The 18971-nt window shown below is 73.1% G+C and carries 22 protein-coding genes; 14 read left to right on the forward strand and 8 right to left on the reverse strand.

What is annotated here, in order from left to right; genetic code table 11:
- Nucleotides 1-62: 62 nt before the first annotated feature.
- Nucleotides 63-1454, reverse strand: coding sequence for a nicotinate phosphoribosyltransferase (locus JOD49_RS18520; RefSeq protein ID WP_205308470.1), 1392 nt, complete (start codon nt 1452-1454; stop codon nt 63-65).
- Between the two features lie 198 nt (nt 1455-1652).
- Here JOD49_RS18520 and clpS point away from each other — a divergent pair, with 198 nt between their 5' ends.
- From clpS to rdgB, 7 genes are all read left to right on the forward strand, one after another.
- The gene (clpS, locus tag JOD49_RS18525) at nt 1653-1916 is read left to right on the forward strand and encodes an ATP-dependent Clp protease adapter ClpS (RefSeq protein ID WP_307822704.1); all 264 of its coding nucleotides are present in this window, start codon (nt 1653-1655) and stop codon (nt 1914-1916) included.
- Complete coding sequence (locus JOD49_RS18530; RefSeq protein WP_307822640.1) at nt 1886-2566, forward strand: DUF2017 family protein; 681 nt, start codon at nt 1886-1888, stop codon at nt 2564-2566. Before clpS ends, JOD49_RS18530 begins: the two co-directional genes overlap by 31 nt.
- 147 nt (nt 2567-2713) lie before the next feature.
- Nucleotides 2714-2869 (forward strand): hypothetical protein, encoded by a 156-nt coding sequence (locus tag JOD49_RS18535; protein WP_164984102.1) that lies wholly within the window; start codon nt 2714-2716, stop codon nt 2867-2869.
- A gap of 321 nt (nt 2870-3190) precedes the next feature.
- Nucleotides 3191-3994, forward strand: coding sequence for a glutamate racemase (murI, locus tag JOD49_RS18540; protein ID WP_191788889.1), 804 nt, complete (start codon nt 3191-3193; stop codon nt 3992-3994).
- Entirely contained in the window at nt 3994-4842 is an 849-nt protein-coding gene (locus JOD49_RS18545; RefSeq protein ID WP_205308472.1) for an MBL fold metallo-hydrolase, read from the forward strand. The genes murI and JOD49_RS18545 overlap by 1 nt, the downstream gene beginning before the upstream one ends.
- Before the next feature lie 20 nt (nt 4843-4862).
- A complete protein-coding gene (rph, locus tag JOD49_RS18550) occupies nt 4863-5621 on the forward strand; it encodes a ribonuclease PH (protein ID WP_191788891.1) in 759 nt (252 codons plus the stop codon).
- Nucleotides 5622-5635: 14 nt separating this feature from the next.
- Entirely contained in the window at nt 5636-6301 is a 666-nt protein-coding gene (rdgB, locus tag JOD49_RS18555; RefSeq protein ID WP_205309095.1) for an RdgB/HAM1 family non-canonical purine NTP pyrophosphatase, read from the forward strand.
- A gap of 85 nt (nt 6302-6386) precedes the next feature.
- Here the strand turns inward: rdgB and JOD49_RS18560 are convergent, their stop codons facing one another.
- Nucleotides 6387-6809, reverse strand: a complete 423-nt coding sequence (locus JOD49_RS18560) for a DUF3054 domain-containing protein (RefSeq protein WP_205308473.1) — start codon at nt 6807-6809, stop codon at nt 6387-6389.
- Nucleotides 6810-6990: 181 nt separating this feature from the next.
- Here JOD49_RS18560 and JOD49_RS18565 point away from each other — a divergent pair, with 181 nt between their 5' ends.
- Complete coding sequence (locus JOD49_RS18565; RefSeq protein ID WP_205308474.1) at nt 6991-8676, forward strand: ABC-F family ATP-binding cassette domain-containing protein; 1686 nt, start codon at nt 6991-6993, stop codon at nt 8674-8676.
- 12 nt (nt 8677-8688) lie between these two features.
- On the opposite strand, the gene ppk2 is transcribed toward JOD49_RS18565, so the two are convergent.
- From ppk2 to JOD49_RS18590, 5 genes are all read right to left on the reverse strand, one after another.
- Entirely contained in the window at nt 8689-9564 is an 876-nt protein-coding gene (ppk2, locus tag JOD49_RS18570) for a polyphosphate kinase 2 (protein ID WP_205308475.1), read from the reverse strand.
- A gap of 99 nt (nt 9565-9663) precedes the next feature.
- Nucleotides 9664-10368, reverse strand: a complete 705-nt coding sequence (locus JOD49_RS18575) for a Pr6Pr family membrane protein (protein WP_307822642.1) — start codon at nt 10366-10368, stop codon at nt 9664-9666.
- Nucleotides 10365-10934 carry an NUDIX hydrolase family protein gene (locus JOD49_RS18580; protein WP_191788895.1) on the reverse strand — a complete coding sequence of 190 codons (570 nt, stop codon included), beginning with the start codon at nt 10932-10934 and terminating at the stop codon, nt 10365-10367. The genes JOD49_RS18575 and JOD49_RS18580 overlap by 4 nt, the downstream gene beginning before the upstream one ends.
- Nucleotides 10935-11048: 114 nt before the next feature.
- Nucleotides 11049-12704 (reverse strand): pyridoxal phosphate-dependent decarboxylase family protein, encoded by a 1656-nt coding sequence (locus JOD49_RS18585; RefSeq protein WP_205308476.1) that lies wholly within the window; start codon nt 12702-12704, stop codon nt 11049-11051.
- Entirely contained in the window at nt 12691-14106 is a 1416-nt protein-coding gene (locus JOD49_RS18590) for an MFS transporter (protein ID WP_307822643.1), read from the reverse strand. Before JOD49_RS18590 ends, JOD49_RS18585 begins: the two co-directional genes overlap by 14 nt.
- 161 nt (nt 14107-14267) lie before the next feature.
- Here JOD49_RS18590 and trxA point away from each other — a divergent pair, with 161 nt between their 5' ends.
- Nucleotides 14268-14657: a thioredoxin gene (gene trxA, locus JOD49_RS18595; RefSeq protein ID WP_205308477.1), complete on the forward strand. Its 390-nt coding sequence runs from the start codon at nt 14268-14270 to the stop codon at nt 14655-14657.
- A 79-nt stretch (nt 14658-14736) separates the two neighbouring features.
- On the opposite strand, the gene JOD49_RS18600 is transcribed toward trxA, so the two are convergent.
- Nucleotides 14737-15492 (reverse strand): NAD(P)H-dependent oxidoreductase, encoded by a 756-nt coding sequence (locus tag JOD49_RS18600; protein WP_205308478.1) that lies wholly within the window; start codon nt 15490-15492, stop codon nt 14737-14739.
- Nucleotides 15493-15555: 63 nt separating this feature from the next.
- Between JOD49_RS18600 and JOD49_RS18605 the strand changes: the two genes are divergently transcribed.
- The 5 genes from JOD49_RS18605 to obgE all read left to right on the forward strand — a co-directional run bounded on the left by JOD49_RS18605 (nt 15556) and on the right by obgE (nt 18943).
- Nucleotides 15556-16125 carry a TetR/AcrR family transcriptional regulator C-terminal domain-containing protein gene (locus JOD49_RS18605; RefSeq protein WP_205308479.1) on the forward strand — a complete coding sequence of 190 codons (570 nt, stop codon included), beginning with the start codon at nt 15556-15558 and terminating at the stop codon, nt 16123-16125.
- Between the two features lie 136 nt (nt 16126-16261).
- A complete protein-coding gene (locus JOD49_RS18610; protein WP_056651409.1) occupies nt 16262-16468 on the forward strand; it encodes a dodecin family protein in 207 nt (68 codons plus the stop codon).
- Nucleotides 16469-16687: 219 nt separating this feature from the next.
- Nucleotides 16688-16996 (forward strand): 50S ribosomal protein L21, encoded by a 309-nt coding sequence (rplU, locus tag JOD49_RS18615; protein ID WP_191789147.1) that lies wholly within the window; start codon nt 16688-16690, stop codon nt 16994-16996.
- A 75-nt stretch (nt 16997-17071) separates the two neighbouring features.
- Nucleotides 17072-17329, forward strand: a complete 258-nt coding sequence (gene rpmA, locus JOD49_RS18620; protein ID WP_030151568.1) for a 50S ribosomal protein L27 — start codon at nt 17072-17074, stop codon at nt 17327-17329.
- A 90-nt stretch (nt 17330-17419) separates the two neighbouring features.
- The gene (gene obgE / locus JOD49_RS18625) at nt 17420-18943 is read left to right on the forward strand and encodes a GTPase ObgE (protein WP_205308480.1); all 1524 of its coding nucleotides are present in this window, start codon (nt 17420-17422) and stop codon (nt 18941-18943) included.
- Nucleotides 18944-18971 lie beyond the last annotated feature (28 nt).

Below are 18971 nucleotides of genomic sequence, written 5' to 3' on the forward strand. Positions count from 1 at the left end.
CGCTCGTCCGCGGCGTCCGACCCGGAGACGGCGACGCGCACCGTCGGGGCGAGAGGCCGCCCTCAGCCGAGCGTGCGGGTCAGGGTCGGCAGCGCGGGGTCTCCCGCGGAGAGGCGTCGCGCACCACGGGGCAGCTCGGCCCGTGCCTCGGCGTGCCGCCGCGCGGCGTTGTGGACCCCGTAGGCGCCGATCCAGCGGGAGTCGACGGCGCCGTCGAGCACGAGGGGGACGTGCAGGGGGCGCAGGTCCTCGTCGTCGCCGGGCTCCCAGAGGGCTACGGCGTCGTCGGGTCCGGTGACGAGGACCTCGGCGACGGCCCTGCCGTCCTCCCCGTACTGGCGTGCTGCGGACTTGCGGCCTCCGGTGCTCGTCTTGAGCGTCGAGGCCTTGGCGACGGGCTGCAGGACGCCGTCGGCGTCGGACCGGGCGACGAGCTTGTAGACCATGCCGCAGGTCGGGGCGCCCGAGCCGGTCACGAGCGAGGTGCCCACGCCGTAGGAGTCGACCGGGGCAGCCGCGAGCGCGGCGATCGCGTACTCGTCGAGGTCGGACGTGACCGTGATGCGGGTGCCGGTCGCGCCGAGGCCGTCGAGCTGCTTGCGGACCTCGACCGCCTGGATGCCCAGGTCGCCCGAGTCGAGGCGGACGGCGCCGAGCTCCGTGCCCGCGACGGCGACCGCGTTCTTGACGCCCTGGCGCACGTCGTAGGTGTCGACGAGGAGCGTCGTGCCGACGCCGAGCGAGGCGACCTGCGACGCGAAGGCAGATCGTTCGTCGTCGTGCAGGAGCGTGAACGCGTGCGCGGCGGTGCCGATCGTGGCGATCCCGTACCGGCGACCCGCCTCGAGGTTCGACGTCCCGGCGAAGCCCGCGACCGCGGCCGCACGGGCTGCGGCGACGGCCGCGGTCTCGCTCGCCCGGCGTGAGCCCATCTCGAGGCAGGGGCGCTCGACGGCGGCGCTCGTCATGCGGGAGGCCGCCGACGCAACCGCGGAGTCGTAGTTGAGGATCGACAGGACCAGGGTCTCGAGCAGCACGGCCTCCGCGAACGTGCCTTCGACGACCATCACGGGGGACTGGGGGAAGAACACGTCACCCTCGGCGTAGCCGGTGATGGAGCCGGTGAACCGGTAGCCCGCGAGGTAGTCGAGCGTGCGGTCGTCGACGACGCGGGCCTCCTGGAGCCAGGAGAGCTCGAGGTCGGTGAAGCGGAACGTCGCGAGCGACTCCAGGACACGCCCGGTGCCGGCGAGCACGCCGTAGCGCCGACCGGCGGGCAGCCGTCGCGTGAAGACCTCGAACAGGCAGTGCCGGTCGGCGGTGCCGTCGGCGAGCGCTGCCTGCAGCATGGTGAGCTCGTAACGGTCCGTGAGCAGCGAGGTCTGCGTGGACGGGGCGTAGGGGGCGGGGTGAGCGGCCGGGGCGCCTGTGCCCGGGTGGTCTGCGGGACTCATGTGCTCAACCTAGAGCAGAGGGTGGCGCTCGGGTGGTCACGGGCCACCGGCGGGCGCGGTCCGGGTCCGTCTCCCCGCCGGGGACAGGCGGTGGACCCGTGGGGCAGGCGGTGGACACGGCGTGGCCAGAGCTCACCCACCCCATAGAGTGGGGGAGTGACTGGAACGGCGACCGCGGGGCCCCGCCTCGACGAGGAGATCGACACGCGGGAGGGACTTTCCCTCGCCGACACCTGGGTGACTCTGGTGTGGAACGACCCGGTGAACCTCATGAGCTACGTGACGTACGTCTTCGAGAGCTACTTCGGGTTCAGCCAGCAGAAGGCGAGGACCCTCATGCTGCAGGTGCACCAGGAGGGGCGGGCCGTCGTCTCGTCGGGCGGCAGGGAGAAGGTCGAGGTGGACGTGCAGGCGATGCACGAGTTCGGGCTGTGGGCCACGATGCAGCGGAGCGGGGAGTAGTGCGGCCGTTCCGGCGCGCGCGGCGCGGGTACGTCGCGGAGCTGAGCGCCTCGGAACGCCTCGTGCTCGCGCACGTGGTGGGCGACGTCGTCGAGCTCTTGCAGGAGCAGACGGGGACCGTCCCGCACGAGGACCCCGAGGGGGCCCGGATCGAGGGCGTCGCGCCGCTGTCGGCGCCCGCGGAGGACGTGCAGGCCCCCACGGACCCGGCGGTGCGCCGGCTCCTGCCGGACGCCTCGCGCGAGGACGGCGAGGTGTCGGCGGAGTTCCGTCGGTTCACCCAGGGCGACCTCGTGGCGGAGAAGGCCCGACGGCTGCTCCTCCTCGCGGACCTGCTGCTCGCAGGCGACCCGCAGGACGCGGAGGCGTTGACGCCGCTCATCGTCCGGCCCGACGACGCGCGTCGCGTCGCGGGAGCCCTGACCGACATCCGGGTCGTCCTCGCGGAGCGTCTGGACCTGCGCACCGACGACCAGGTCGAGGACCTGCACGACGAGGTCCTGGCGCGTGAGGAGTCGGGGGTCGAGCCCCCGGAGGAGGCCCCGGACGCCGCACGGCGCTTCCTGGCGAGCGTGTTCCTGCTCTCGGGATGGTTGCAGGAGTCGTTGGTCGAGCTGATGCTCGCCGAGGTGCGCCGGACCGCTCGCTGATCGTGCCGGGCTGCGCCCGCGCTCATCTATCACGCTTATAAGCCTCTCGCTAGATTTGTGTCAAGATGCGAGGAGGGTGAAGTGGTGCCACGATTGTCCTGGTTGAACCGGGGCGTCCGCGTCCCGGCCGAGAGAAAGAGGGACACCATGCCTACGTGGCTCATCATCCTGCTCGTCGGAGTCGTACTGCTCGTGTTCGGTGTGGCGGTCGAAGCAGCGAAGTTCCTGATCTGGCTCGGCATCATCGTGCTCGTCGTCAGCCTCGTGGTGGGGCTGATCGGACGGGGCAAGGCGAGGGTCTAGGCGCCCCGGGTCGCCGCCTGACGGCGGCGACCCGGGAGCCGGACGAAGGGCGTCGCGCACGAGCGCGGCGCCCTTCGTCGTGCCCGCCCGCCGCCCCGCCGGGACGCTCCGGTGCCGCCTGCCGCCTGCCGCCGGGACGCCCGCGGCCCCGCCGGGACGCCCGCGGCCCCGCGACCACCCCGCCACCACCCCGCCAGGCCGCCCGCCGCCCCGCCGCCGACCCGTCCGCACGGCGCCCGGGACGGCCCTGTGGTCGGTCCCACAGGCCCGTGCGGCCGGCGCGATCTCCCTTTCCGGCGCCCCGGCACTAGGCTCGTCACCGTGAACGACGCACCCATCGGCATCTTCGACTCGGGAGTCGGGGGCCTCACGGTCGCCCGCTCGATCCTCGACCAGCTGCCGAACGAGTCGCTGCTGTACATCGGTGACACCGCGAACAGCCCGTACGGACCCAAGCCGCTCGCCGCGGTGCGCGCCATGGCGCTCTCGATCATGGACCAGCTGGTCGACGAGGGCGTCAAGATGCTCGTCATCGCGTGCAACACGGCGTCGTCCGCGGTGCTGCGCGACGCTCGCGAGCGCTACACGGCGCGCTACGGGATGCCCGTGATCGAGGTGATCCTGCCTGCCGCGCGGCGCGCGGTGGCCGCGACCCGGACGGGCAACATCGGTGTCATCGGGACGCGGGGGACCATCGAGTCCCGTGCGTACGACGACGCGTTCGCGGTCGCCCCCGGCCTGCGGCTCACGTCGCAGGCGTGCCCCGAGTTCGTGCGTCTCGTCGAGGCGGGCGTGACGTCGGGGCCGGAGGTGCTCGAGATCGCGCACGAGTACCTCGCGCCGGTCCGGGCAGCCGGCGTGGACACGCTCGTGCTCGGCTGCACGCACTACCCGCTCCTCGCGGGGGCGATCTCCTACGTCATGGGTGACGAGGTCACGCTCGTCTCGAGCGCCGAGGAGACCGCGAAGGACGTGTACCGCACGCTCGTCGCGCACGGCCTGGAGCGCTCGCGCGAGGCGGGCGCCCCGGCGCACCGGTTCCGGGCGACGGGCAGCGCCGAGCCGTTCGACCAGCTCGCGCGCCGCTTCCTCGGGCCCGAGGTCTCGCTCGTGGAGGCCGTCTGATGCGCCTGGTCGTCGTCGGCTCCTCGGGCTCGTTCGCGGGCCCTGACTCCCCGGCCTCGTCGTACCTCGTCCAGGTGCCCGACGACGTCTCACCGGACGGGCGCGAGTGGAACCTCCTGCTCGACATGGGCAACGGCGCGCTCGGCGCCCTGCAGCGTTTCGTCGACCCGCGCCGGCTCGACGCGATCGGCCTGTCCCACCTGCATCCCGACCACTTCGTCGACGTCTGCGGGCTGTACGTCTACCTGAAGTACCACCCGGACAGGGCGGCGGCGACGTCCGCGGCGCCGCCGGTGCGACCCAACGACGAGCCCGCCGTGGGTGCCCTGCCGGTCTGGGGGCCGTCGAACACCGCCGAGCGCATCGGAGCGGCCTACGGCCTCGAGGCGGGGGAGTCCATGGAGTCCCAGTTCACGTTCGAGACCTGGGAACCGGGCCAGGTCGTGACCGTGGGACCTCTCGAGATCGAGCCGTTCCGGGTCTACCACCCCGTCGAGGCCTACGGCGTGCGGGTCACGGGGCCCTCCAGCCTGGTCCCGGGCGAGCGCGTCACGCTCGCCTACACCGGCGACACCGACGCGTGCGACGCGGTCGTCGAGCTCGCGCGCGACGCCGACCTCCTGCTGGCCGAGGCCGCGTTCCAGGAGGGGCGGGACGACGCGGTCGACCGCGGCATCCACCTGACGGGCAGGCGCGCGGGCGAGGTCGCGACGGCGGCCGGCGCCAGGCGGCTCGTCCTGACGCACCTGCCGGCCTGGAACGACAAGCAGGCCGCGCGCGACGAGGCCACGGCGGTCTACGCCGGGCCGGTCGACCTCGCGGCGACGGGTCGGGTCTTCACGCTCTGAGGCCCGGATAGGCTGGCTCCATGACTTCAGCCTCCACCTCCCAGACCGTCCGCGCGGACGGCCGCACGCCCGACGAGCTCCGCCCCGTCACGATCACCCGGAACTGGCTCGACGCCGCCGAGGGCAGCGTGCTCGTCGAGTTCGGGCGCACGCGCGTGCTGTGCGCGGCCTCGTTCACGGAGGGTGTGCCGCGCTGGCGCAAGGGCTCGGGGCAGGGCTGGGTCACGGCCGAGTACTCGATGCTGCCGCGCGCGACCAGCACCCGCAGCGACCGTGAGTCCGTCAAGGGGCGCATCGGCGGGCGCACGCACGAGATCTCTCGTCTCATCGGGCGCTCGCTGCGCGCGGTCATCGACGTGTCGGCGCTCGGCGAGAACACGATCGTGCTCGACTGCGACGTCCTGCAGGCCGACGGCGGCACGCGCACCGCGGCGATCACGGGCGCGTACGTCGCGCTCGCGGACGCCGTGACGTGGGGCAAGAAGCACGGGGCGATCAAGGGGGGCAAGAAGGTCCTCACGGACTCGGTCTCCGCGGTGAGCGTCGGCATCATCGACGGCACCCCCATGCTCGACCTGCCCTACGTCGAGGACGTGCGCGCGGACACCGACATGAACGTCGTGGTCACGGGCTCGGGCGACTTCGTCGAGGTGCAGGGCACGGCCGAGCACGCGCCGTTCAACCGCACCGAGCTCGACGTGCTGCTGGACCTCGCGCTGCGCGGCACGTCCGAGCTCGCGATCATCCAGCAGCTCGCGCTCGACGAGGCGTCGCGGTGAGCGCTGGTTCCGGCGTGAGCGTCCCCGCGGGGGCCCGCCTCGTCCTGGCGACCCACAACGTGGGCAAGCTCACCGAGCTCCGTGCGATCCTGGCCGCGCAGCCCGGCCTGGACCTGCCGCCGGAGGCCGTGGTCTCGGCGCGCGAGGTCGGCGCGCCGGAGCCCGTCGAGGACGGCGTGACGTTCGCCGAGAACGCGCTCATCAAGGCCCGCGCGCTGGCCGCGGCGACCGGTCTGCCGGCCGTGGCCGACGACTCGGGTCTCGCGGTCGACGTCCTGGGCGGTGCACCGGGGATCTTCTCCGCGCGCTGGTCCGGCCGGCACGGCGACGACCGGGCGAACCTCGACCTGCTGCTCGCGCAGCTCGGTGACGTCCCGGCGGAGCACCGTGCGGCGGGCTTCGTGTGCGCGGCCGCGCTCGTGACGCCGGACGGTGGCGAGTGGGTGCGCACGGGAGAGATGCGCGGGACGCTCCTGAGCGCCCCGCGCGGCGCGGGCGGCTTCGGCTACGACCCGATCCTCCTGCCCGACGGCGAGACCCGGTCAGCCGCCGAGCTGTCGGCCGCGGAGAAGAACGCGATCAGCCACCGCGGCCAGGCGTTCCGTGCGCTCGCCCCACTGGTCGTCGCGGTGCTCACGGGCGTCGGGATCGACGAGCCTCAGGCCGCCGAGTCCGCTTGAGCCGTCAGCGTGACCGAGCTGTCAGAACGAGCGTGACCTCGAGGTCACGCTCGTTCTGACACGACGCTGCTGGAGGGGCGGCCGCTCAGCCCTGCCGCCCGCCGCGGAGCCTGAGCACCAGGAGCGCGACGAGCCGCCAGCCCACGAGCGTCGCGAGCAGGAAGCCCGCGGACACCACGAGGAACGCGGTCGCGAGGCCCTCGCCCGTGGCCCAGCGCAGGGCCATCCCCACGACCCACGTCGTGACCCACAGGACCAGCCCGGTCGGCCAGGCCGTGAGCGGCGAGCGCCAGGCGCGAAGCAGGACCCATCCGACCGCCAGCCCGACGAGGAACGGCCACGCGATCGTCAGGACGGCAGCCAGCGGGCTGTCCGCCGAGTGCGTCGCCCGACCGCCGGCCGCGAACGCGAGGACGGCGACGACGTCGAGCACGACGGCGAGGGCGACGATGCCGGGCCGGACGGCCGGACGGGACGTGGTGGGGGCGGCAGAGGACGGCGAGGTCATGGCCACGACGCTACCGGAGGGCAGCGCGGGCGCGGCCCACCGCCAGGTGGCGCACGTGCCGCGTCCACGAGCCGGGACGGCGACCGGTCGTGTCCCCGGGTCCGCCCGCGCCGCGCGCACGACGGGCCGGTCGCCAGCGCGCGTGAGCCACCTCCTCGGCGACTGCCCCTAGGGTTGACCTGTGCACCTGGCTGTCGACGACCTCTCCTTCTCCTACCCCGGACGCCCCGTCCTGTCGGGCGTCTCGCTGCGCGTGGGCGCCGGCACGCGACTCGGCGTGGTCGGCGAGAACGGCACGGGCAAGTCGACGCTCCTGGGCGTCCTGGCCGGGGAGCTCGCCCCGAGCGGGGGCGAGGTGCGCCGCCAGGGCTCGCTCGCCGTCGTGGAGCAGGAGCTCGTGCCGCTGCCCGGGCAGACGGTCGGGGACCTGATCCACGACAGCCTCGCGACGGTGCGCGCCGTGGGGGCCGAGCTCGACGCCGTGACGCGCGACTTCGACCACGAGCACGGCAACCTCGCCGAGCTCTCGGACGTCCTGGCCCGCGCCGAGCACCTGGCGGTGTGGGACGCGGACCGGCGCGTCGAGGTCGCGCTCTCCCGGCTCGGTGCGTGCCGCGACCCGCAGCGCGAGCTCTCGACGCTCTCGGTGGGCGAGCGCTACCGTGTGCGCCTCGCGTGCCGCCTGGCCGAGCGCAGCGACCTGCTGCTGCTCGACGAGCCGACCAACCACCTCGACACGAGCGGCATCGACTTCCTCACGGGCGAGATCGTGGCGTGGGGCGGTGGGATCGTCATGGTCACGCACGACCGCCAGCTGCTCGACGACGTCGCGACCGAGATCCTCGACCTGGACCCCGCGATGGACGGCAAGCCCGTCCTGTACGGGCAGCCCGGCTACCTCGCCTACCGGTTCGCCAAGAACCAGGCCCTGCACCGGTGGCGTCAGCGCTACCGGGCCGAGCGCAAGCGCGCCGAGAAGCTCGCCGAGCGCCTCGACGCCTCCTACGAGGGGCTGTCCGACGAGTGGCGTCCCGCCAAGGGCAGCCAGAAGCACCGGCGCGCGACGCACGCGCGCATCCACGTCAAGGCCGCGGACCGCCTCGTGCAGAAGCTCGAGGCCGAGGCCGTCGAGGTCCCGGTCCCGCCGCTCGAGCTGCGCTTCCCGGACCTGCTGGCCATGTCTCCCGGCTGGTCGCCCGACACCCCGCTGCTCGAGGTGCGCAGCCCGCGCGTGGACGCCGGCCCGGGTGCCGCACCGCAGACCCTGCCCGACGGCGCCGCCGCCACGGGGCCGGCCCTGCCAGGGGCACGGCTCGACCTGCCCGGGACGCGCATCGCGATCCCGCCGTCGGGCCGGCTGCTCATCACGGGGCCGAACGGCTCGGGCAAGTCGACCCTCCTCGCGGCGCTCGCGGGCACGATCGGCCTCGACCGGGGAACCAGGACGGTCGCCGACGGGGTGCGCGTCGGGATCGTCGCGCAGGAGGGGCCGTCGCTGCCGGCGGGTGCCGAGGAACGGACGGGCTTCGAGGAGTACGCGCAGGAGGCGCTCGACCTGCTCTCGGCGGGCACGCTCGACCCGGACTACCTGGTGCCCGTCGCGTTCCTGGGGCTGCTGACCGAGGAGGACCTGGACCGGCCGCTGCGCGAGCTGTCCGCGGGGCAGCGGCGCCGCTTCGACCTGGCCCGCGCGCTGCTCGCGGTGCCGCACGTCCTGCTGCTCGACGAGCCGACCAACCACCTCTCGATCGACCTGGTCGACGAGCTGACCCAGGCGCTGCGCGTCACGCCTGCGGCCGTGGTCGTCGCGACGCACGACCGCAGGATGCGCGAGGACTTCGCGGACTGGCCCACGCTCGAGCTCTAGGCCCGGGGCGTCTCAGAACCCGTTCTCGGGGTCGCCCAGGAGCTGGGCCACGTGGTCCGGGACGTAGTTCGCGAGCTCGCGCGGAGGACGCACGTAGTCGCCCGACGCGGGCGGGCGATCGGGCAGCACGACCTTGTCGTGCGGCACGTCGACGTAGCCGATCGTCGAGAGCAGGTGCGAGATCATGTTGAGCCGCGCGTTCTTCTTGGAGTCCGACTCGACCACGAACCACGGGCTGGCGGGCACGTCGGTGTGCGCCATCATCTCGTCCTTGGCCCGCGAGTAGTCCTCCCAGCGGTGGATCGACTCGAGGTCCATGGGGCTCAGCTTCCACTGGCGCACCGGGTCGGACAGCCGGGAGCGGAAGCGCTTGAGCTGCTCGCCGTCCGAGACCGAGAACCAGTACTTGCGCAGGATGATCCCGTCGTCGATGAGCATCTGCTCGAAGACGGGGGTCTGCGCCATGAAGCGGTCGTACTCCTGCGGGGTGCAGAAGCCCATGACCTTCTCGACGCCCGCCCGGTTGTACCAGGACCGGTCGAACAGCACGATCTCGCCCGCCGCGGGCAGGTGGGCGATGTAGCGCTGGTAGTACCACTCGGAGCGTTCGCGCTCGGTCGGCGTCGGCAGGGCGGCGATGCGCACGACGCGAGGGCTCAGGTACTGCGTGATGCGCTTGATCACGCCCCCCTTGCCGGCGGCGTCGCGCCCCTCGAAGATCACGACGACGCGCGCGCCGGTGGCCTGGGTCCACTGCTGGAGCCTGACGAGCTCGGCCTGCAGCCGGAACAGCTCGGCCTCGTAGACCTCGCGGGGCAGGCCCTCGGCCTTCTCAGACTTCTTCTTCGACTTCTTCGTCGTGCTCGACTTCTTGGACGTCTTCGACATGGCGTCACGCTACCGCTGCGGCAGGGTGACGGGGGCGGGACGCGCGAGGCGCGCGAGGGGTCCGGGGGCAGCAACGGGCCGGCCCGGCCCTGTCCGCCGTCAGCGCCCCACGGCCGAGGGCGAGGGGGCACGTCTCATGTGCCGGTCGACCCAGCCGAGCCCTGCCGCGAGCAGGAGGAACACCACGGCCACGACGCCCGTGTTGAGCAGCGCCTGCGGGTACCCGATCTCGGTCACGTCCATGAACGGGTACGGGTACCAGTGCGAGAACGCACCCTGCACGAAGATGTACCCGATCCACGCGAGCGGCCCGAGGACCGACCACCAGATCGTCGCGGTGTCGATGCGAGGCCGAGGCCCCACGACGAGCCACCCGACGACCGCGAGCAGCGGCCCGGCCTGGTGCAGCAGCAGGTTCGTGAAGATCCCGGCGACGCCCAGCTCCTGGAGCCCCGCGAGGACGGTGTTGTAGACGATCCCGGTCACGGCGATGCACAGCAGCGCGTCGAGGCGCGCGACGCGGAACACGCGTCCGTCCCGCAGCGGGTCCGCGAGCAGCAGCACGCACGTGACCCCGACCAGGACGTTCGACAGGATCGTGAAGTAGCTGAAGAAGTGGACGACGAGATCCGTCGTCGTGTCGCCCGGGAGCGGTCCGCGCCCGAGCGTGCCGAAGAGCTCCCAGACGACGCCGACGAGCGCCATGGCCGCGACGACGCCGTGCCACCAGCGGGCCGCGGTCGGCCCGCGCAGGCGGTCACCCACGCCCCCGCCCGACGACGCCGTCACGGGAGCGGAGGTCACGACAGGCGGCCGACGTACGCCATGGCCTGCCGCAGGAGCGTGCCCTGGCCACCGTGCATCTCGAGCTGCACCTGGTCGCTGCACGCCTGCTCGGGCGTGAGCCACGCGAGCTCGAGCGCCTGCTGCTGGGGCTGGCAGTCGCCCGAGACCGGGACGACGTACGCGAGCGAGACCGCGTGCTGGCGAGGGTCGTGGTACCCCGTGATGCCGGGCGTCGGCAGGTACTCGGCGACCGTGAAGGGCTGCGGGGACGCCGGGACGTGAGGCAGGGCCACGGGGCCCAGGTCCTTCTCGATGTGGCGCAGCAGCGCGTCGCGGATGCGCTCGTGGTACATCACGCGCCCCGACACGAGCGCGCGGGTCATCTGCCCCTCGGGTGTCACACGCAGCAGCAGCCCGACGGCGACCACGTCGCCCGAGTCGTCGACCCGGACCGGGACCGCGTCGACGTAGACGAGCGGCAGGTGGGAGCGTGCGGCCGCGAGGTCCTCCGCGCTCAGCCACCCGGCGGGCTGGGGGATCTCGCGGGAGAAGTCGTCGGGCGGGAAGTCGGCGGTGTCCGTCACCTGACTGTTCTACCACCCGGGACGGGGACTCGCGCTGAACCCGGCGGGCGTGGAGCGCGAGGACCGCACGGTCCCCGGCTCCCCGCCCGCGCGCCCGCCGCGGGGACGCACGAGTCAGACGGCGGGCTCCTCGTCGTGCCCCGTCGCGACCACGTCCACGGGCTCGGCGAGCCGCGCGATGAGCTCGACCAGCAGACGCTCCGCGACGGGGGCGGGCAGCGCCTCGACCAGGGCCAGGAGCGGCGCCATGGGCCCCGTGCCCGGCTCGGGCGCGTCGCCGCCTCGCCGGTCGGGGCCACCGAGCACGGCGGCCTGCACGAGCTCCCACGCACCGCGCGAGTCGAGCGCACCCAGGGCCGCGATCGCCTCGGACGCGGGGACCCCGGGGGCGATCGTCTCGACCAGCGCGCCCAGGACCTGCCGCGGGTCGGGGCGGGGCACACCCCGCGCGGTGTCCGCGGCCGTGGTGAGCGCCGCGGCCAGCTCCCCGACCACGCCCGCGGTCACGGGGGTCACGGTGAGGTGCGTCGTGTGCGGCAGGCGCGAGCCGTCGGGCTGGGTGTACCCGGGCTGCGGCTGGAGCACGAACCCGCTCGCACGGACGGCGTCCGACCACACGTGCGGGTCGACCCGGCGGTCGGCAGGCGCCGACTCGTCGGTCGCGACCGCCACGAGCGGCCCCACGGGCTCGCCGACGACGCGCAGGCCCTCGATCGAGTCGAGCACCTCGCGCAGCGTGACCGTCGCGACGGCGCACCGGGCGGTCACGGCCCGGTAGCCCGGCACGCCCAGGGCCTGCGTCACGGCCCAGGCTGCAGCGAGCGGACCCGCCGACTTCGAGCCCATGATCGTGGAGTTCACGACCGGGTACCCCGGCCAGCGCGTCGTCGCGAAGAGCTGGTGGCGCTGGCGGTCACGGTCGCGCGTGAGCAGGAGCGAGGCGCCCTTGGGGGCGTAGCCGTACTTGTGGACGTCGGCCGAGATCGAGGTGACCCCCGGCACGCGGAAGTCGAAGAGCGGGACGTGCGCGGCGTCGTCGGGCCAGAAGGGCAGGACCCACCCGCCCACGCACGCATCCACGTGGACCGGGACGCCCACGGCGCTCGCGGCCGCCGCGACCTCCTCGACCGGGTCCACGACCCCGTGCGGGTAGGACGGCGCCGAGACGACGACGAGCGCGACGTCGCTCCCGTCTCCCACGGCTGCGGCCACGGCGGCCGGGACCGCGCGGCACGTCGCGGGGTCCACGGGGACCAGCACCAGCTCGAGCCCCAGGTAGGTCGCGGCCTTGTGGAACGCCGCGTGGACTGTGCTCGGCGCCACGACCTTGGGCGCGAAGCCCAGCGTCGCGAGCGTGTGCGGCGTACCGTCGGCCCGCGGCGGCTGCGCCGCGAGGAACGCGTCCCGGGCGGTCTTGACGGCGAGCACGCAGCTCTCCGTCCCGCCGGACGTCACGGTCCCGACGACGCCGCTCGCGTCCGGCGCGGCCGTCCCGTGCAGCATGTCGCGCGCGAAGGCCACGAGCTCGCGCTCCATGACCGCGACCGAGGAGAACGTCGTGGGGTCCAGCGCGTTGAGCGGTTGGACCGCGCGGATCGCGTCGCCCGCGAGGGCGTCGAGCTCGGCCAGGTCCGGGTCGTAGACGTACGAGAGCACGCGGCCCCCGTGCGTCGGGGCGTCGGCCGCGCGCAGTGCTGCGAGGCGGTCGAGGATGCCTGCGGTCCGCAGGACAGGGGGTGCGGGCAAAGGGGTGGCGTCATGGGCGCTCATGCGCGGCGAACTCCTCGGTGGGCACGTCGATGTCGCCCCTGCGCAGTCGATAGCGTACGAGGGCCAGGAGGCTCAGCGCGACAAGAACCGCCGGGACCAGCGAGAACGAGAGCGCGATGCCGTCGATCGCGGCGGCGGACTGCTCGGGCGTGAAGCCCGCGCTCGACGACTGGTAGCCCGTGACCCACTGCACGAGGCTCAGCAGCCCGGCGCCGAACGCCATGCCCGTCGTCTCGCCCGCGGTCCACACGCCGCTGAACGCCCCGCCGCGGTCCGCTGCCCCCGAGAGCGTCGTGGGCACCGTGCGGGCGTCGTGCGCGATCACGTCGGGCAGCATCGCGAGCGGGAGCGCCTGCATGCCCGCGTACCCGATGCCCGCGAGCGCGGTCGGCAGGTACACCCAGGCGCCCGGAGCCCACGCGAGCGGCACCATGCACAGCGTCGCGACCGCGAACAGCGAGCTCGCGAGGACGAAGCTGCGCTCCTTGCCGACCCGGCGCGCGAGCCGGTTCCAGAGCGGCATGACCAGGAGAGCGGGTGCGATGAGCGCAGCGAACAGCAGGCTCACCGCGAGGGTCGACTCGAGGACGTAGGTCGCGACGTAGTTCGCGGCCGCGAGCATGAGGCCCGTCGCGAGGGCCTGGAGGACGAACGCCGTGAGCAGGACCCGGAAGGGCTGGCTGCGGCGCAGCGTCGCGACGGCCTCCGAGACCGCGATGCGGAAGGCGCCCGCGGCCGAGGTGGCCGCCTGCGCACCCGGGGGGAGCGACGCCGTCGGGCCGGCAGCCCGGGCGCCGCGCGGGGCCACGCGCGACGCGACGAGCATGCCCGCGCCGATGACCAGCCCTGCGACCACACCGAGCGTCAGGTACCCGGACAACGAGCTCGTCTCCCCGCGCAGCACCGGGCCGCCCGCGCCGAACAGCAGGATCGCGAACGCGAGCGTCGCGACCCGCCAGCTGATGAGGCGCGTGCGCTCGTCGTACGTCGGGGCGATCTCCGCGGGCAGCGCGATGTACGGCACCTGGAACAGCGAGAACGCCGTGGCCGCGAGCAGGAAGGCGACGAGCACCCAGATCGAGGCCGCCACGGTCGACGCCCCCGCGGGCACGGCGAACGTCAGGGCGAAGAACACGGGGATCGTGCACGCGCCGATCGTCATGAAGCGTCGCCGTGAGCCCGTGCGCGCCAGGTCGCGGTCGCTGCCGTACCCGATGAACGGGTCGATCACGACGTCCCACACCTTGGCACCCGTGACGACCAGGCCCGCGACCGCGGCGGGCACGGCGAGCGCGTCGGTCAGGTAGTACAGGAGCATGAGGCCGGGCAGGGTGCCGAACCCGCCCGTGCCGACCGAACCGATGGCGTATCCCGCGATCGTGCGCGGCCTGAGGCGTTCCACGCGCCACAGCCTAGACGTGACCTGGGTCACCGTGGTGGAGGTCGGGGTTCCCTGGCCACGGCGGGCGGCTGCGAGGAACCCGGCGTATGTTCGCCCGCGGGCCGGGAATACCTCCCGGGAACCCGTTGCTGCACCTGGTGAACCCCTCAGGAAGGACCTTCATGGCAACCCAGGAACTCACCGGCGCCACGTTCGAGCAGACCATCAAGGACAACGACATCGTCCTGGTGGACTTCTGGGCCTCGTGGTGCGGCCCGTGCCGCCAGTTCGCCCCGGTGTTCGAGGCGTCCTCGGAGACCCACCCCGACGTCGTGCACGGCAAGATCGACACCGAGGCCGAGCAGTCGCTGGCCGCCGCCGCGAACATCACCTCGATCCCGACGCTCATGGCGTTCCGCGAGGGCGTCCTGGTCTTCTCGCAGCCCGGCGCGCTCCCCGCGCCGGCCCTCGAGCAGGTCGTCGAGGCCGTCAAGGGTCTCGACATGGACGACGTCCGTGCGCAGATCGCCCAGGCCGCGGCCGCGGAGTCGAACGGCCAGGCGAACGCCTGACCCGTCGACCGCCCCGCACCACCGAAGGACCCCGGCTCCGGCCGGGGTCCTTCGTCGTGCAGGGGTGCGTCGTGGGCCCTCAGGCGGCGGGGCGTGCGGCCGGCTCGTGCTCGGCGCCACCTCGCACGTCCACCGGTCGCGCGTCCGCCGGTCGCGCGGCGTTCCGGCGGGCCGCGCGCTCGCGGGCCCGGCCCGAGGGCTCGGGGAGGCTCGCGAACCGGCGCTCGAGCGCCGTGAGCCAGCGCGCGCGCCGGGCGGGGGAGACCTCGGCGACGCGCGGGTGGTTGACCCAGCGGACCCGCCGCACGCCGAGCTGGCCGAAGACCCCGCGGGCCACGACGCGGTGCACGGGGGCGCCGAACCACAGGCGGTAGAGCGGCCCGGGGGTCGTCATGGTCGTCACGAGCGTGACGCCCGAGAGCCCGAGCAACCCCTCGAGCGTCCCGACGCGGGTCTCGGTGTAGGCGAAGCCGGGGACCAGGACCTTGTCGAAGAACCCCTTGAGGCGTGCGGGCATGACCTCCCACCAGACGGGGTGCACGAGGACGAGGTGGTCGGCCGCGGCCAGGCGGTCCTGGTACTCCGCGGCCCGGGGGTCGACGGTCCGTCCTTCGCGCCACGCGCCCAGGTCCGCGCGTCGGACCACGGGGTCGAAGTCGTCGAGGTCGAGGTCGATCACGTCGACGTCGTGCCCGGCGCTCGTGGCCCCGCGGATCGCCGCGGCGGCGAGCGCCCGGCTGTAGCTGCCCTCGTACGGGTGGTCGATCACGAACAGCACACGCATCGGACTCTCCTTGACGTTGTTCAATCTAACAACGTTAGAGTTGCTGAACATCGTTAAGGTGTCAAGGTGGGGTGCGGCCGACTCGTGGCCGCCGACGTCGGAGGAGGGCGAGCGATGGCCGACCGGCTGGATCGGGAGCGGGTCGTGCGGGCGGCGCTCGCGCTGCTCGACGAGGTCGGGCTCGACGGCCTGACCCTGCGCCGGCTCGCCCAGGACCTCGGCGTCAAGGCGCCCGCGCTCTACTGGCACGTCGCGAGCAAGGCCGACCTGCTCCACGAGATGGCCGTCACGATGCTGCGCGACCTCGTGGCGGGGGAGTCCTGGGACGAGGCGGTCCTCGCCGGATCTCCCTGGCAGGACTGCGTGCGCGACTCCGCGACCAACCTGCGCCGGATGCTGCTCGCGCACCGCGACGGCGCCCGGGTCTTCAGCGGGACCCTCGTCACGGACGAGGCGCTGCGCGACGCGGTCGAGGTCCCGCTGGGCATCCTCACGTCGGCAGGCTTCACGCCCGACGACGCCGCGCACGCCTGGGGGACCGTGCTCAGCTTCGTCCTGGGTTTCGTCGTCGAGGAGCAGGCGGTCGGTGGCGCCGGCGACGCGGGACGTGCCGGCGGCTTCGACGAGCGGTTCGGGTTCGGTGCCGACGTGATCGTCGCCGGGCTGGCGACACGCCTGCACTGACGTCGCGAGGGGTGCGCCCGTGTGCGGTGCGGCGGCACGGACGCTTCGCCAGGGCTGGCGCGCCGATGCCGCGCGGGGGATCGTGGAGGGGTGCGCGGACGCGACGAGGCGTCCGCCCCGGACGGCGGAGGACGTCATGAGCGGCTCGGTAGCGCGCATCACCCAGATCAGTGCACGGTCCGACGTGAGCTTCGACGACGCGGTGAAGACCGGGATCGAGAGGGCGAGCGAGACGCTGCGCAACCTCACGGGCGCGTGGGTCAAGGAGCAGAAGGTCGAGGTCAGGGACGGGAAGATCGTCGCCTGGCAGGTGGCCCTCGAGGTCACGTTCGTCCTCGACTGACGGAGGTCTCGGCGGGCGCGCCGACTTGACCGGGGGGCGGCGCGGCGGCTATTTGACCCTGCCTCCGAGATTCCCGTACCCTTGAACGTCGGTGCGCTCGGTGCGCACTGGTCCCGTGTGCCCATGGTCCGGTCGCACTCGCACGCCACGGTGTGTTGAGTCCTGCCAAGACGATCAGACATGGCGAGCACGCCAAGACTAGAAGAGAAGAGCAACAACGTGGTGTACGCGATCGTCAAGGCCGGTGGCCGCCAGGAGAAGGTGTCCGTCGGCGATATCGTCGTCGTCGACCGTCTGTCGGCTGGTGCCGGACAGTCCGTCGAGCTTCCTGCGATCCTGCTGGTGGACGGGGAGAAGGTGACCCACGACGCTGCGGCGCTCGCGAAGGTCAAGGTCACTGCTGAGGTCGTCCGGGACGAAAAGGGCCCGAAGATCACGATCCTCAAGTACAAGAACAAGACCGGCTACCGCAAGCGCCAGGGTCACCGTCAGCAGCTGACCCGCCTCAAGGTCACCGGCATCAAGTGACTTCCCTCGGTGGCTCGTGAGGGCCGCCGCAGGTGATCCCACCCCCTCTTCTTCCAGCACGAAAGCAGGTTCGACATGGCACACAAGAAGGGCGCGAGCTCCTCGCGCAACGGTCGTGACTCCAACGCCCAGCGCCTCGGCGTGAAGCGCTTCGGTGGCCAGGTCGTCAGCGCCGGCGAGATCATCGTCCGCCAGCGCGGCACCCACTTCCACCCGGGCAACAACGTCGGTCGCGGTGGCGACGACACGCTGTTCGCCCTGACCGCCGGTGCGGTCCAGTTCGGTACGCGCCGCGGACGCAAGGTCGTCGACATCGTCTCTGCTGAGGCCTGATCCACGACGCAGCACGCTTGACAGGAGGGGCGCACCGACGCGGTGCGCCCCTCCTGGTGTTCTTCCCCCCTGCTTGAGAGGACCATTTCCATGGCCACGTTCGTCGACCGCGTCGTCCTGCACGCCTCCGGCGGTGACGGCGGCAACGGTTGCGCCTCCATCCGCCGGGAGAAGTTCAAGCCGCTCGCCGGCCCTGACGGCGGCAACGGAGGTGATGGTGGGACCGTGCGGATCGTCGTCGACTCCCAGACCACGACGCTCCTCGAGTTCCACCACTCCCCGCACCGCCACGCGACCTCCGGCACCCAGGGCATGGGTGACCACCGCGCCGGCGCCAACGGCGGCGACCTGATCCTGCGCGTGCCCGACGGCACCGTGATCAAGGACACCGACGGCAACGTCCTGGCCGACCTCGTCGGTGAGGGCGCCGAGTACGTCGCCGCCGCGGGGGGCCGTGGTGGCCTCGGCAACGCCGCGCTCGCCTCCCAGCGTCGCAAGGCACCCGGCTTCGCGCTGCTCGGCGAGCCCGGCGAGGAGGCCGACTTCGTCCTCGAGGTCAAGTCGATCGCCGACGTCGCGCTCGTCGGTTTCCCGAGCGCCGGCAAGTCCTCGCTCGTGGCCGCGATCTCCGCTGCCCGGCCCAAGATCGCCGACTACCCGTTCACGACTCTCGTCCCCAACCTGGGCGTCGTCCAGGCGGGCGACTCGCGCTACACCGTCGCCGACGTCCCCGGGCTCATCCCCGGCGCGAGCCAGGGCAAGGGGCTCGGGCTCGAGTTCCTGCGTCACATCGAGCGCACCGCGGTGATCGTGCACGTGCTCGACTGTGCGACGCTCGAGCCCGATCGTGACCCGATCTCCGACCTCGAGGCGCTCGAGGCAGAGCTCGACGCCTACGCGGGCGACCTCGACATCGAGGGCGCGCGGCTCCCGCTCAACGAGCGCCCGCGCCTCGTGGTGCTCAACAAGATCGACGTGCCCGAGGCACGCGAGCTGGCCGAGCTCGTGCGCCCCGACCTCGAGGCCCGCGGCCTGCGGGTCTTCGAGATCTCGACCGCGAGCCACGAGGGCCTGCGCCCCCTGACGTTCGCGCTCGCCGAGCTCGTCGACCAGGCCCGCCGCGAGGCCCCGGCCCCCGCCCCGGCCCGCACGATCCTGCGCCCCAAGGCCGTGGACGACGCAGGCTTCACGGTGACCCGCAAGGGTGGCGTCGAGACCGGCTTCTACTTCGAGGTCCGCGGCTCCAAGCCCGAGCGCTGGGTCCGTCAGACCGACTTCTCGAACGACGAGGCCGTGGGCTACCTCGCGGACCGCCTCGCACGCCTGGGGGTCGAGGAGAAGCTCTTCAAGGCCGGCGCCATCGCGGGCGACGAGGTGCGCATCGGCTCCGACAAGAACGCGGTCGTGTTCGACTGGGAGCCCACGCTCATCACGGGCGCCGAGCACCTCGGCGGCCCCCGCGGCTCCGACCTCCGCCTCGAGGACACCTCGCGCCCCACGCGTACCGACAAGCGCCGCGAGTACACCGAGCGCATGGACGCCAAGGCCGAGGCCCGCGCCGAGCTCTGGACCGAGCGCGAGTCCGGGCACTGGACGGACCCCGACCAGGACTGACCTGCCGGGGGCGGGTCGCCGGTTCGCC

Source organism: Oerskovia jenensis (genome assembly GCF_016907235.1).
In the GTDB taxonomy this organism is placed as follows: domain Bacteria; phylum Actinomycetota; class Actinomycetes; order Actinomycetales; family Cellulomonadaceae; genus Oerskovia; species Oerskovia jenensis.

Bases quoted from the DNA above. Each gene is read 5' to 3' on its own strand.
- trxA (WP_205308477.1), top strand. From the start codon at position 14,268: ATGGCAACCCAGGAACTCACCGGCGCCACGTTCGAGCAGACCATCAAG.
- JOD49_RS18605 (WP_205308479.1), top strand. From the start codon at position 15,556: ATGGCCGACCGGCTGGATCGGGAGCGGGTCGTGCGGGCGGCGCTCGCG.
- JOD49_RS18535 (WP_164984102.1), top strand. From the start codon at position 2,714: ATGCCTACGTGGCTCATCATCCTGCTCGTCGGAGTCGTACTGCTCGTG.
- JOD49_RS18600 (WP_205308478.1), bottom strand. From the start codon at position 15,492: ATGTTCAGCAACTCTAACGTTGTTAGATTGAACAACGTCAAGGAGAGT.
- obgE (WP_205308480.1), top strand. From the start codon at position 17,420: ATGGCCACGTTCGTCGACCGCGTCGTCCTGCACGCCTCCGGCGGTGAC.
- JOD49_RS18520 (WP_205308470.1), bottom strand. From the start codon at position 1,454: ATGAGTCCCGCAGACCACCCGGGCACAGGCGCCCCGGCCGCTCACCCC.
- ppk2 (WP_205308475.1), bottom strand. From the start codon at position 9,564: ATGTCGAAGACGTCCAAGAAGTCGAGCACGACGAAGAAGTCGAAGAAG.
- JOD49_RS18560 (WP_205308473.1), bottom strand. From the start codon at position 6,809: ATGACCTCGCCGTCCTCTGCCGCCCCCACCACGTCCCGTCCGGCCGTC.
- JOD49_RS18545 (WP_205308472.1), top strand. From the start codon at position 3,994: ATGCGCCTGGTCGTCGTCGGCTCCTCGGGCTCGTTCGCGGGCCCTGAC.
- JOD49_RS18585 (WP_205308476.1), bottom strand. From the start codon at position 12,704: ATGAGCGCCCATGACGCCACCCCTTTGCCCGCACCCCCTGTCCTGCGG.
- rpmA (WP_030151568.1), top strand. From the start codon at position 17,072: ATGGCACACAAGAAGGGCGCGAGCTCCTCGCGCAACGGTCGTGACTCC.
- JOD49_RS18610 (WP_056651409.1), top strand. From the start codon at position 16,262: ATGAGCGGCTCGGTAGCGCGCATCACCCAGATCAGTGCACGGTCCGAC.
- rph (WP_191788891.1), top strand. From the start codon at position 4,863: ATGACTTCAGCCTCCACCTCCCAGACCGTCCGCGCGGACGGCCGCACG.